Source organism: Acidisoma sp. PAMC 29798 (assembly GCF_030252425.1).
Taxonomy (GTDB): domain Bacteria; phylum Pseudomonadota; class Alphaproteobacteria; order Acetobacterales; family Acetobacteraceae; genus Acidisoma; species Acidisoma cladoniae.
Map to the genome: position 1 here is coordinate 884,276 of NZ_CP126994.1, position 13,375 is coordinate 897,650.

Here is a 13,375-nt window from a genome sequence, read left to right on the forward strand (position 1 = left end):
GATGAAGCTCACCCTGTGGACCTATGAAGGCCCGCCGCATGTGGGCGCAATGCGCATCGCCACGGCGATGACCGGGGTGCATTACGTGTTGCACGCCCCCCAGGGTGACACCTATGCCGATCTCCTGTTCACGATGATCGAACGGCGGGATCGCCGCCCGCCCGTGACCTACACGACCTTCCAAGCCCGCGACCTCGGCGGCGATACGGCGGAGCTGTTCAAGACGGCGGCGCGTGAGGCGGTGGCGCGGTTCCGCCCGGAGGTTCTGCTCGTCGGCGCCTCCTGCACTGGCGAGCTGATTCAGGACGATCCCGAGGGCCTCACACGCGGACTGGATGTGCCGGTGATTGCGCTCGATCTGCCCGCCTATCAGCGCAAGGAAAACTGGGGCGCGTCTGAGACATTCTACCACCTCGTGCGGCGCTTCGCGGCCGGCAAGCCGCTGCCCCGCGAGGGACGCCAACCCTGCTGCAACATTCTTGGGCCAACCGCCCTCGGCTTTCGCCATCGCGACGATGTGCGGGAGATCGAGCAGTTGCTGGGTCGTCTCGGCGTTGCCATCAATGTGGTCGCCCCAATGGGTGCCAGCCCCGGCGATCTTACCCGGCTGGGCGAGGCGGATTTCAACGTCGTGCTCTATCCCGAGATTGCGGATACCGCAGCGGCCTGGTTGGAGCGGCAGTTCGGGCAGAAGCGGGTGACGACGGTGCCGATCGGCGTCGGCGCCACGCGGGCTTTCGTGGCGGAAGTGGCGGCGCTCGCAGGTCTTTCGGCGGCCGATTGCGAGCGGAACAGCAACCTGCCCTGGTACTCGCGATCTGTGGACGCCACCTATCTGACGGGCAAGAAGGTTTTCATCTTCGGCGACGCGAGCCACGCCATCGCCGCCGCCCGCGTGGCGGTGACGGAACTCGGTTTCGCCTTGGTCGGCCTTGGCACCTATAGCCGCGAATACGCGAAGGATGTGCGCCAGGCCGCCGCGTCCTACGGCATCGAGGCGCTCATCACTGACGATTACCTGGATGTCGAGGCGCAGGTCGCCGCGACCGAGCCGGACCTTGTGCTGGGCACACAGATGGAACGCCACATCTGCAAGCGGCTTGGCATTCCCTGCGCCGTCATCTCGGCGCCCGTTCATGTGCAGGATTTTCCGGCGCGGTATTCGCCGCAGATGGGGTTCGAAGGCGCCAACGTCCTGTTCGACACCTGGGTCCATCCGCTGATGATGGGCCTGGAGGAGCATCTGCTGGCGATGTTCCGCGAAGATAGCGAATTCGGGGAGGGTGCTGCGCCCTCCCATCTCCCGGTCTCGGCGGCCCCGGTTCCGGTTGATGTCGTGGCCGAGGCTGCGCCAAGTGCCGACGCGGTGTGGCTGCCGGAGGCTGAGCAGGCGCTGCGCCGGATACCGGTCTTCGTTCGCGGCAAGGCGCGCCGCAATACCGAAGCCTATGCCCGGTCGCAGGGTGTCGCCGCCATTGCCCTGCAAACTCTTTATGATGCGAGGGCGCATTATGCGCGCTGACTCCACCCCGTTTCGCATCGTCATCGTAACCATGGACAGCTACCTCGCCCATGCGGCGGAGGCGGCGGAACAGGTTCTGCGGCGCGACATCCCCGGTCTGGAACTGCGGGTTCATACGGCTGACGAATGGGGCCAGGATCCGGCGATGCTCGACGCCTGCCTCGCCGATATCGAGCGCGGGGACATCATCGTCGCGGCCATGCTTTTCCTCGAAGATCATATCCGCGCCGTGATGCCCGCGTTGGCCGCGCGGCGGGACCATTGCGACGCCATGCTCGGCGTGATGTCGGCCGGCGAGGTTGTGCGCCTCACACGGCTCGGCAAGTTCACCATGGACAGCAAGTCCGGTGGCGGTCTCGCCCTTCTGAAGCGCTTGCGCGGCAGCAGTTCCAAGGAAGGCCGCCCGTCCAGCGGTCAGGCCCAGATGAAGATGCTGCGTCGCCTGCCGACGCTGCTCAAGTTCATTCCGGGCGCCGCGCAGGACGCGCGCTGCTATTTTCTGTCGATGCAGTATTGGCTCGGTGGCTCCGAGACCAATCTCGCCAATATGGTCCGGCTGCTGGTGGACCGCTACGCGGCGGGCCCGCGCCAGACCATCGCCGGCACGGTGCGCGCCTCGGCGCCCATCCAATATCCTGATGTCGGGCTCTATCATCCTGCGATCGAGGGCGGCGTCACCACCGACATCGGTCAGCTGCCGCGACACGGCCTGCGTGGCACGGTGGGGCTGCTGCTGCTGCGGTCCTATGTGCTCGCCGGCAACGCCGCCCATTACGCGGGCGTGATCGCAGCCTTGGAGGCGCAAGGCCTGCGCGTCATTCCGGCTTTTGCCGCCGGCTTGGACGGCCGCCCCGCGATGGAGACCTATTTCATGGCCAACGGCGTTTCCATCGTCGATGCCATCGTCTCGCTCACCGGTTTCTCGCTTGTCGGTGGCCCTGCCTACAACGATGCAAAGGCGGCCGACGAGATCCTGGCCCGCTTCGACGTGCCCTATATCACCGCCCATCCGGTCGAGTTCCAGACGCTAGAGCAATGGCAGAGCGACGCGCGCGGGCTGATGCCCGTCGAGGCCGCGATGATGGTGGCGATTCCCGAACTCGATGGCGGCATCTGGCCGATGACCTTCGGTGGCCGGTCCTCCTCTGGCGACAACCATCGCCGGCAGATGGTGGTGCATGAGGAGCGGGCGGCGATGCTTGCCTCCCGCGTCGCCCGGTTGGTGAGCCTGCGCCGGTCCGAACGCGCCACGCGACGGGTTGCGGTGGTGCTGTTCAACTTCCCGCCCAATGCCGGGGCTACCGGCACCGCCGCCTATCTCGCAGTCTTCGAATCCCTGCACAACACGCTGCAGGCTTTGGCCGACGGCGGCTATGAGGTCGATGTGCCGCCGACGGTGGATGCCTTGCGCGACCGCATTCTCAAGGGCAATGCAAGCCGGTTCGGCACCGATGCGAATGTCGCGGTCCGTATCCCCGTCGCCGATCATGTGCGGCGGGAAACATGGCTGTCCGAGATCGAGACGACCTGGGGCCCCGCGCCCGGCCGCCAGAACAGTGACGGCAGCACCATCCAGGTGCTTGGCGAGCGCTTCGGCAATGTCTTCGTCGGCATCCAACCCGCCTTCGGTTATGAGGGCGACCCCATGCGCCTGCTGTTCGAGCACGGCTTCGCCCCGACGCATGCCTTTTCGGCCTTCTACCGTTGGCTGCGCGAGGATTTCGCCGCCCATGCCGTGCTCCATTTCGGAACCCATGGCGCGTTGGAATTCATGCCCGGCAAGCATTGCGGCCTGTCCGCCGCCTGCTGGCCCGATCGGCTGATCGGCAATCTGCCGAACTTCTACCTTTATGCATGCAACAACCCCTCCGAAGGTGCTTTGGCCAAGCGGCGCTCGGGTGCGGCGCTGATCAGCTACCTGACGCCGCCCGTGGGCCGGGCTGGCCTGTATCGCGGCTTGCTCGATCTGCGCAGCTCCATAGACCGTTGGCGCGGGCTGGAGCCTGATGTCGATCCCTCTCAGCGGTGGGATCTGGAGCAGCTCATTCAAGCCCAGGCCGTCTTGGTGGATTTGGCGGAGGCGGAGCCCGCCTGGACCGATGCCGTGGCGGCCATCGCAAAACTCCGGATTGCGCTTCTGGAGCTGGAACTCACCCTCATCCCGCACGGGCTGCATGTCGTGGGCCAAGTGCCCTCGGCAGAGGCGCGCGCCGATATCATCGAGGCGGCTGGGATCACCGACCCCGTGCTGCGGGACGCGATGGACGTGGCCCTCGCGCGCGAGACGGAACTCGGCGGCATCCTGCACGCCCTCGATGGTGGCTATATCCGTCCCGCGCCCGGCGGGGACCTGCTGCGGACGCCGGAAGTTCTGCCCACCGGCCGCAACCTTCATGGCCTCGACCCCTTCCGCATCCCGAGCGCCGCTGCGGTGCAGGATGGCGCTCGCCAGGCCGAGCGGTTGCTGGCCCGCCATGCGGCGGATGGGAATGGTTTGCCCGAGACGGTGGCGATGGTGCTGTGGGGCACCGACAACCTGAAGACCGAAGGCGGGCCGATTGCCCAGGCGCTGTGGCTGTTCGGTGCCGAGCCCCGGCATGACAGCTATGGACGCCTAACCGGCGCGCAACTGGTACCGCTGGAGCGGCTGGGTCGCCCGCGTGTCGATGTGGTTCTGACGCTGTCTGGCATCTTCCGCGATCTGCTGCCGTTGCAGGTCAAGCTTTTGGCCGAGGCCGCCTTGCTCGCCGCGAGCGCCGATGAGCCGGTGGACCTCAACCATGTGCGTGCCCATGCGCTCGCCTTCATGGCCGAACATGGCGGCGATCTGGAGACGGCGGCCTTGCGCGTCTTTGGCAATGCCGAGGACAGCTACGGTTGCAACGTCAACAAGCTGGTCGATAGCGGCGCCTGGTCCAATGAGGATGAGCTGGCCGAAGCCTTCGTCCGCCGCAAGGGCTTCGCCTATGGCATGGGTGGCCGCGCCGAGCGTCAGGACCGCGTGCTCGCGCATATTCTGGCCCGTGTCGACGTCGCTTATCAGAACCTCGAATCGGTCGAACTCGGCGTCACCACCGTCGATACCTATTTCGACACGCTGGGCGGCATCGCCCGCGCCGTGCGGCGGGAGCGCGGGGGCCGCGCCGCTGCCGTCTATATCGGCGATCAGACACGCGGCGACGGGTTGGTCCGTACCCTGTCGGAGCAGGTTTCGCTTGAAACCCGCACGCGGGCGCTGAACCCGAAATGGTATGAGGCGCTGCTCGCCCATGGCTATGAAGGCGTCCGCCAAATCGAAGCGCAGGTGACGAATACGCTCGGTTGGTCGGCGACCACGGGGCAGGTCGCGCCCTGGGTCTACGAGAAACTCAGCGAAACCTTCGTGCTGGAGCCTGGGATGCGCGAGCGACTTTGCGCCCTCAACCCTGTGGCCTCGGCGCGGATCGCGAACCGACTGCTCGAAGCGAACGATCGCAAATACTGGAACCCTGATCCGTCGATCCTCGAAAAACTGCGCCAGGCTGGCGAAGCGATCGAAGACCGTTTGGAAGGCATGACTGTGGGAGTTGCCGCATGAACACCATCGCGAAGCCCGACCTTCTGCGCCTGGCCGCAGGCTGCTCCACCTGCCAGAGCGATGCCCCTGGACTGGATGGGGAAGGCAGCGTGCAAGTGAAGATGGAGGCGCCACGCAAAACCGGCACGGCGAAGGTCTTCGCCGTCTACGGCAAGGGCGGCATCGGCAAGAGCACGACATCTTCGAACCTGTCGCTTGCCTTCGCGCGGCTCGGTCATCGGGTTTTGCAGATCGGATGCGACCCCAAGCATGACAGCACCTTCACCCTCACCAAGCGGCTGATCCCGACGGTGATCGATGTGCTGGAGGGTGTCGATTTCCACCCCGAGGAATTGCGGCCCGACGACTTCCTGGTGCGCGGCACCGGCGGCGTGATGTGCGTTGAGGCGGGCGGCCCGCCCGCCGGCACCGGCTGCGGCGGCTATGTGGTCGGGCAGACGGTGAAGCTGTTGCGCGATCATCACCTGTTGGAAGATACCGATGTGGTCATTTTCGACGTGCTGGGCGATGTGGTCTGCGGCGGCTTCGCCGCACCCCTGCAACATGCCGATCAGGCGCTGATCGTCGCAGCTAATGATTTTGACAGCATCTTTGCGATGAACCGTATCGTGGCGGCGATCGCCGCCAAGTCTCGTAATTACGACGTGCGGCTGGGTGGCGTCATCGTCAATCGCAGCGCCGGCACCGACCAGATCGACAAATACAATGCCGCCGCTGGCCTGCGCACGCTCGCGCATTTCCCTGATCTCGATGCCATCCGCCGCAGCCGCCTCAAGAAGGCGACGCTGTTCGAAATGGAGGAGACGCCGGAGGTTCTGGCCGTGCAGCGCGAATATATGCGCCTCGCGGAGAGCCTATGGGCCGGCGCGCCCAACCAGGATGCCAAGCCCCTGCGCGACCGCGACATCTTTGACTTGCTAGGGTTCGAGTGATGATCAACGTCACTTACGAGCGTCGTCGCGGGGAGTTGGAGACCTATTTCGACCGCACGGCGGCGCAGGCCTGGGCGCGTCTCACCTCGGACGCGCCGGTCAGCCGCATTCGCGCGACAGTGCGCGCGGGGCGGGACGAGATGCGCGCCACCCTGCTCGGCTGGCTGCCGCAGGATCTCAGCGGTTGCCGCCTGCTCGATGCCGGCTGCGGCACCGGCGCGGTGGCGGTGGAAGCCGCGCGGCGCGGCGCCGAAGTTGTCGCCGTCGATCTCGCCGGCAGTTTGCTCGACCTCGCGCGCACCCGCATCCCCGAGGCCCTCGCGCATCGTGTTTCCTTCATCGCGGGCGACATGCTCGACCCGACCTTCGGCCATTTCGACCATGTCGTGGCGATGGATTCCCTGATCCATTATCCGGCGCGGGAGATGGTGGAGGCCATTGCGGTGCTCGCCGCGCGCACCTCCACCAGCATGGTCGTCACCTTCGCGCCCCGGACGCCGGCGCTGTCGATGATGCATGCTACGGGCCGCCTGTTTCCGCGCGGCGACCGCGCGCCTGCCATTGAGCCGGTGGGGCCGGGTCAGTTGCACCGCCGACTGGACTCGGCGCTCGGCGATGCAGGCTGGGCCCGGCAGCGCACACGGCGAATCGCCAGCGGTTTTTACACATCTCAGGCACTGGAAATGGTGCGGCGATGAGCGTCACCTCCCCAGCCTCGCGCGCCTTCCGGTTTTGGAACAAGCTCGGACTGGGCTATCTGCCGATCGCCGATGTGGTGTCGGAGGAATTGCCGCTGACGCGTCTGTTGCGGCTGGCGCTGTTCCAGGTGTCGGTGGGCATGACGGTCGCGCTGGTCGTCGGCACGCTTAACCGGGTGATGATCGTCGAACTCGGCGTCTCCGCCAGGCTGGTGGCGATCATGGTGGCGCTGCCGCTGATCTTCGCGCCGGCCCGCGCCCTGATCGGCTTCCGTTCCGACAATCACCGCTCGCTGCTCGGCTGGCGGCGGACGCCCTATCTGTGGTTCGGCACCATGCTGCAATTCGGCGGCCTGGCGATGATGCCTTTCGCGCTGCTGTTGCTGTCTGGCGCTGGCGGCGGGCATTCCGCCCCTTGGGTGGGCTCCTTCGCTGTCTCGGTCGCCTTCCTGCTCACCGGGGCGGGTCTGCATACCACGCAGACAGTCGGGCTGGCCTTGGCGACCGATATCGCGCCGGAGCGTTCCCGCCCGCAGGTGGTGGCGGTGCTTTGTGCGATGCTGCTGCTGGGCGTGCTGATCAGCGCGCTGCTGTTCGGCATCCTGCTGGCGCATTTCACCGTCGAGAAGCTCATCCAGGTCATTCAGGGCGCCGCCCTGATGACCATGATCCTGAACGGCATCGCGCTCTGGAAGCAGGAGCCGCGTCGCGCCCTGACCGGCACGATCGAAGTGACGCCGAGCTTTCGGCAATCGATGGCCGAGCTGGTGGCCGAACCGCAGGCGCGTCGTCGCCTTCTGGCTGTCGCGCTCGGGACGATTGCTTTCAGTCTTCAGGACGTTTTGCTGGAGCCCTATGGCGGCCAGGTGCTCGGCCTGCCGGTGGCGGCGACGACCGCGCTCACCGCTTTGCTCGCCGTCGGTGGCCTCTGCGGCTTCGCGCTGGGCGGCTGGCTGCTGTCCCGCAAGTCCGACCAGCATCGTGTGGCGGCGCTCGGCGTGCTCGTCGGTCTCTGTGCCTTCACCTTGGTCATCTTCGCGGCCCCCATGCAGGCACCAGCGCTTTTCGCAATCGGCACTGCGCTCATCGGCGGCGGCGCCGCGCTGTTCCTCGTCGGCACCCTGTCGAGTGCGGTCGATACCTCCGGCAAGACCCGCATCGGGCTCAAGCTCGGGTCCTGGGGCGCGGTGCAGGCCGTTGCCGCCGGCACCGCCATCGCCGCCGGCGGAGTGCTGCACGACATCGTGGCGCATCTCGCGCTGCGCGGCGCGCTCGGGGCCTCAGTCATTGATTCCGCAACTGGCTACGAGGCGGTCTACGGTCTTGAGATGGTTCTGCTCTTCGCGACCCTCATCGTGCTCGGGCCGCTGGTGCGTTTCTCGGTTCCGTCATCGTCCATCAAACAGTTCGAACATCCTTCAAGGAAGGCGCACCTCGCATGATGACCGGCGCTCTCGGGCACCACATCGATGTTGCCCAGGTCACGTTGTACGCCTTCTGGGCGTTCTTCGCGGGCCTCATTCTCTATCTCCGGCGGGAAGACAAGCGCGAAGGCTATCCGCTCGTCTCCGAGCTGAGTGGCCAGACCGAGATCGAGGTCTCGTCAGGCTTTCCGGACGTTCCCGACCCGAAGATGTTCCTGCTCTACGATGGCGGCGTGTCCTATGCGCCGCGACCGGAGACACTGACCTTTCCGATCGGTGCTCGTCCCGCCGCGATGTTTCCTGGCGCGCCGCTAGAGCCGACTGGCAATCCGCTGGTCGATGGTCTGGGGCCAGCCGCCTATTCCAATCGGCTGGATGAGCCCGATCTGACCATCGACGGCAAATACAAGATCGTGCCGATGCGCGACGGCGTGGAATACTACCTGCACCCGGCTTCCCCCAATCCGCGTGGTTGGCGGGTGACGGCGGCCGATCGGCTCAGCCCCGGCCTCGTTTCCGACATCTGGGTCGATGAGATCGAGGAGGCAGTGCGCTACCTTGAGGTGATCTTGACGCTGCCTGGCTTCGAGGGCCAGCACGTGCTCATTCCGCACGGCTTCGTCCGTTTCCGTAAGAACCTGCAAGAGGTCTTCGTGAGCGCCATCCTGTCTCATCAGTTCGCCGACGTGCCACGCACCCGCAGCGATGCTTGCGTCACCCGCTTGGAGGAAGACAAGCTCGTGGGGTATTTCGGCGGCGGCGCGCTGCTCGCGACCTACGAGCGTTCAAGGCCGATGCTATGAGCACGCCCCTTCGCGTCATCCGCGCGGGCAATACCGGCAATGGTCGGGTGCCGCACGGCCTGCCCGGCCCGCTTCCCAAGGGCGAGACCATGATCTGGCAGGGCGGCCCGTCGTGGAAGCATGTCGCCTTTCGCATTCTGCATGTCCGCAAACTGATGATCTACTTCGGCATCCTGTCGGTGATCTGCTTGGTTCGGTCGATCATGCTGGAAAACCAGCAGATGTGGTGGTCGCTCTTTGCGCTGCTTTTTCTGGGTTCGGTCGCGATCGCCATGCTGTCGACCTTCGCCTATTTCGTGACGAAAACGACCGTCTATACCATCACCGAGAAGCGCATCGTGCTGCGTGTGGGCGTGGCGCTCAGCATGAGCCTGAACCTGCCCTTCACCATGGTAGACTCGGCCGATCTGCGGCTTTTCCCCGATGGCAGCGGGGACATTTCTCTGCTGCTGGAGGGCAAAACGCGGGTCGGTTACGTGACGCTCTGGCCGCATGCCCGGCCATGGCGTACGCGGCGTGTGCAGCCGATGCTGCGCTCTGTGCCTGATGCTGCGCGCGTCGCTGGCCTTCTGGCGCGCGCCTTGGCCGCAACTTCCGGGCAGGCGGTAATGGCCTTCGACCCGGCGCCGGCCGCCGAGAGCCTTGTGACCGCCGGCGGCCTTAGTCCCGCATCCGCTGCGATGACCGGAGATTGATGCATCATGAGTGCCACATCGAACCTCGATCCACAGTCGCCGTCTGTTCCCTATTACAAGCTGCCCTGGAGCAAATACTTCACGGCACCTGCCGGATCCCCCGGCTATCGCCGCATCGCCTGGCCGCCGGTGCTCGCTGCCGCCATGGTCGCGGCGCTCGGCATCGTCATCATGATCCCAGGCAGGCCAGCGCCGACCGGTGTCACGCTCGCGTCTCGCTCCTTCCGGATCGACCAGCAGGCCAGCGGCGTGATCGCCATGCGCGATGCGCGCACCGGTGCGACGATCGTCGTGCTCCAGAAGGATGGTGACGGCTTCATTCGCGGTGTGCTGCACAGCATCGCGCTGCGCCGTGAGAAGGCGCACATGAGCCAGGAGACGCCGCTCGCCTTGGTGGCGACCGACACTGGTCGGCTGATTCTGTCCGATCCGCGCACAGACACGATGATCGACCTCGAAGCCTTCGGCACGGCCAATGAAGCGGCCTTCGCCAGACTGCTTCCGGGTCTGCATGCGGAGCCGGCGCAATGATCGGCCGCGCCAGGATCGTCGAAGCCCGGTGTATGCTCGACCTGGAGCAGACACCTTCCAGCTTCCACGCCTATGCCATTCCGCTCGATATCGACATCCAGCCGGGTGACGAGGTTCTGCTGCTTGATGCGCCGAGTGGCATCGGCTTCAACATGCAGTTGACGCGGGAATGCCGCATGACGGTGCGGCGCGCGGGACCGCTGCGACGGGCCTGGACACGCGTCAGCGAGATCTTCTCGCTGACGGAGTTATATGAAGTGGGCTTCGAGGCGGAGAGCGCGCGATGAGCACGACACTGGACCAAAGGGCCGCACGTCTGAACGAGTCGACGAAGGCCGCCGGTGAGAACACGGTGTTGAGCCCGCGTTTCTACACCACAGATTTCGATTACATGGACAAGCTGAATGTCGATCTCGTTCGCCGCGAATGGGATGGGTTGATCGCCGAATTGAAGAGCGACCCGAACCGCAACCACTTCATTCGCGACCATCGCTTCGACGGCGATATCACCACCATGGAACCCGAACTGAAACGCGAGTTCCTGGATTTTCTGGTGAGTTCCGTGACGGCGGAGTTTTCCGGTTGTGTCCTCTATGCCGAGATCAAGAAGCGGATCACCAATCCTGATGTGCGCGAGCTGTTCAGCGTCATGGCGCGGGATGAGGCGCGGCATGCGGGCTTCATCAATGACAGCCTCAAGGATTTCGGCGTCGGCGTCGATCTCAGCTTCCTGACGCGGACCAAGAAATACCATTACTTCAAGCCAAAGTTCATCTTCTACGCGACCTATCTCTCCGAGAAGATCGGTTATGCCCGTTACATCACCATCTATCGCCAGCTCGAACGCCACCCCGAGCACCGGATTCATCCGATCTTCCAGTGGTTCGAGAATTGGTGCGGCGATGAGTTCCGCCATGGCGAAGGATTTGCCCTGCTGATGCGGGCGGATCCGAAACTGACCCAGGGCATCAATAAACTCTGGATCCGGTTCTTTCTGCTCGCGGTCTTCGCCACGATGTATGTGCGTGATCACGCGCGGCCGGTCTTCCATAAGTCTTTGGGCCTGGACCCGACGGAGTATGACTACACGGTGTTCCGCGTCACGCAGGATATCGCGCGTCAGGTCTTTCCCGTGGAACTGGACATCGATGATCCCCGCTTCCGCAAAGGTCTCGAACGGTTGCGGATCCTGGGCCTGAAGATGCAGGCGGCGAAGCGTCAGGGCTTTCTCTTCAGCCGCATGCGGCGCGTCGCTCTCCTGGTGCAGGTGGCGGTCACATTCCTGCGGCTGTATCTGCTGCCGACAAAGCACAATGCGATGCCGGCCGTCGTTCGCATGGCACCTGCCTGGTAATCTGGATCGGTCGGAAACACGCTCATGGTTCTCTACGCATTGCCGGCCCTCTATGCGCTCTTCATCTGGTGGTTCAGCACCGGCGTGATCATGTATCTCGATGGTCTGCCGCGAAAGACGTTTAAATGGAGCATTCTCGGCGCGAGTATCTTGATGGTCCTCTCGCTCTGGGGCGTTTATGCGAGCCGGAACAACGCGACCGTCACCGGTGCCTATTGCGCCTTCACAGGCGGTCTTCTCGCCTGGGGTTGGCAGGAAATCAGTTTCTACATGGGCTTCGTGACCGGCACACGCAAAGACCCTTGCCCCGAAGGATGTAGTGGCTGGAAGCACTTTGGCCATGCCATCCAGACCAGCCTCTGGCATGAACTGGCGATCATCGCGTCCGGCATCGTCATCGTGGCAATCACCTGGGGCAGCCGGAACCAAATCGGCATGTGGACCTTCATGGTCCTGTGGTGGATGCACCAAAGTGCCAAGCTCAACGTCTTCCTCGGCGTGCGGAACCTCAATGAGGAATTCCTGCCGGAGCATCTTCAGTTCCTGAAATCCTTCCTGACCAAGAAGCCGATGAACCTGCTCTTTCCGCTCTCCATCACCATCTCGACGGTGATTTTGGTGAAGCTGATCGATGCGGCGGTGAACGCCCATGGCAGCCGCTTCGATGCGGCGGGCTTCTGCTTCCTCGCCACGCTCATGGCCCTCGCTATTCTTGAACATTGGCTGCTGATGCTGCCGCTGCCGGCGGCAGCACTTTGGGGTTGGAGCCTCAAGTCCCGCAAGGCCGTTAAGCCCTTCGATGCCGAGGTGGTGTCGGGCTTCCTCGGTGCCGGCAAGACCACCGTCATGCGGGCACGCCTGCAAACCGCCGGCCCCAAAACCGTCGTTCTCGTCAACGACTTCGCGAGTGTCGGCGTTGACGGATCGCTGTTGCGGGAGCGTGGCGCCGATGTGGTGGAACTGCCGAACGGGTGCATCTGCTGCTCGCTGCGCAAGGATTTGGCCCAGCAGCTGAAGGCTGTGGTCGCGCAGTGGTCGCCGGAGCGTGTGCTGATCGAGCCCAGCGGTGTGGCCGATCTCGCCTCGTTGCTCGGAGTGATGCGCGCGCCCGATCTCGAACCGCTGGTGCGCAGCCTGTCGGTGACCACGGTCATCGACGGCGGTGCCTTCTTGCGCGACTACGGCCGTCTGCCGGCGCAACTGGATGCGCAGGCGCGCCTCTCCTCGATGCTCATACTCAACAAGGTCGATCTCGTGGGGCCGGCCGAGCTTCTGATGGTGGAAACCACCCTGCGCAGCCTCAATCCCTCTGCGCCGATCATGCGGGCGAGCTTCGGCATCGCCGCCGCCGGACCGATCCTGCCGCTGAAAGTCCCCGCGCCCATGCACACGCCTGCGCATGATGTCCACGCAACGCACGAGCATGCGCATGCGCCTGTCGCGCATCATCACCACGACCACGACGACGACCATCATGATCACGCCCATGGCGACGCGCTGAACTTCGATTCATGGAGCGGCCTGATCCAGGCGCCTGCCGAGCCGGAATCCCTGCTCATGCTGCTGGATCGGCTCGCCGATGGCGCGGCGGGGGATCTCGAGCGGCTGAAAGGCATCGTCCGCATGGGCGAAGGCTGGGTCCGTTTCGATATCGCCGGCGGTCGGCCCTCCATCGCGGCCTTCGCGCCGAAAGGCGAAGAAACAGCGCGCGTGATCGCGATCGGTCGGCATCTGAACCGATCCTTCCTCGCGGCTCAGTTCGGTGCGCGCAGCACGATCGAAGACATGCCCTTGCCGCTTCCCGCGGTCGCCTAACAACATCTTAGAAGGGGAGACGAG

General features: G+C 64.7%; 11 protein-coding genes. All 11 read left to right on the forward strand.

Going from position 1 to position 13,375, the window contains the following annotated elements:
- Position 1 precedes the first annotated feature (1 nt).
- The 11 genes from bchB to puhE are packed head-to-tail and all read left to right on the forward strand — an operon-like array spanning position 2 to position 13,351.
- On the forward strand, positions 2–1,522 hold the full coding sequence (gene bchB / locus QP803_RS04285; protein WP_284946461.1) for a ferredoxin:protochlorophyllide reductase (ATP-dependent) subunit B: 1,521 nt from the start codon (positions 2–4) through the stop codon (positions 1,520–1,522).
- On the forward strand, positions 1,512–5,099 hold the full coding sequence (locus QP803_RS04290) for a magnesium chelatase subunit H (RefSeq protein ID WP_284946462.1): 3,588 nt from the start codon (positions 1,512–1,514) through the stop codon (positions 5,097–5,099). The genes bchB and QP803_RS04290 overlap by 11 nt, the downstream gene beginning before the upstream one ends.
- Positions 5,096–6,031 (forward strand): ferredoxin:protochlorophyllide reductase (ATP-dependent) iron-sulfur ATP-binding protein, encoded by a 936-nt coding sequence (gene bchL / locus QP803_RS04295; RefSeq protein ID WP_434082884.1) that lies wholly within the window; start codon positions 5,096–5,098, stop codon positions 6,029–6,031. The genes QP803_RS04290 and bchL overlap by 4 nt, the downstream gene beginning before the upstream one ends.
- Positions 6,031–6,729: a magnesium protoporphyrin IX methyltransferase gene (gene bchM / locus QP803_RS04300; RefSeq protein ID WP_284946463.1), complete on the forward strand. Its 699-nt coding sequence runs from the start codon at positions 6,031–6,033 to the stop codon at positions 6,727–6,729. The genes bchL and bchM overlap by 1 nt, the downstream gene beginning before the upstream one ends.
- Positions 6,726–8,171, forward strand: a complete 1,446-nt coding sequence (locus tag QP803_RS04305) for a BCD family MFS transporter (protein WP_284946464.1) — start codon at positions 6,726–6,728, stop codon at positions 8,169–8,171. Before bchM ends, QP803_RS04305 begins: the two co-directional genes overlap by 4 nt.
- Entirely contained in the window at positions 8,168–8,956 is a 789-nt protein-coding gene (gene puhA, locus QP803_RS04310; protein ID WP_284946465.1) for a photosynthetic reaction center subunit H, read from the forward strand. The genes QP803_RS04305 and puhA overlap by 4 nt, the downstream gene beginning before the upstream one ends.
- The gene (gene puhB, locus QP803_RS04315; protein ID WP_284946466.1) at positions 8,953–9,651 is read left to right on the forward strand and encodes a photosynthetic complex putative assembly protein PuhB; all 699 of its coding nucleotides are present in this window, start codon (positions 8,953–8,955) and stop codon (positions 9,649–9,651) included. The genes puhA and puhB overlap by 4 nt, the downstream gene beginning before the upstream one ends.
- Before the next feature lie 6 nt (positions 9,652–9,657).
- Entirely contained in the window at positions 9,658–10,182 is a 525-nt protein-coding gene (puhC, locus tag QP803_RS04320; RefSeq protein ID WP_284946467.1) for a photosynthetic complex assembly protein PuhC, read from the forward strand.
- Complete coding sequence (locus QP803_RS04325; RefSeq protein ID WP_284946468.1) at positions 10,179–10,469, forward strand: hypothetical protein; 291 nt, start codon at positions 10,179–10,181, stop codon at positions 10,467–10,469. Before puhC ends, QP803_RS04325 begins: the two co-directional genes overlap by 4 nt.
- Positions 10,466–11,536, forward strand: a complete 1,071-nt coding sequence (acsF, locus tag QP803_RS04330; protein WP_284946469.1) for a magnesium-protoporphyrin IX monomethyl ester (oxidative) cyclase — start codon at positions 10,466–10,468, stop codon at positions 11,534–11,536. The genes QP803_RS04325 and acsF overlap by 4 nt, the downstream gene beginning before the upstream one ends.
- A 24-nt stretch (positions 11,537–11,560) precedes the next feature.
- The gene (gene puhE, locus QP803_RS04335) at positions 11,561–13,351 is read left to right on the forward strand and encodes a putative photosynthetic complex assembly protein PuhE (RefSeq protein WP_284946470.1); all 1,791 of its coding nucleotides are present in this window, start codon (positions 11,561–11,563) and stop codon (positions 13,349–13,351) included.
- Positions 13,352–13,375 lie beyond the last annotated feature (24 nt).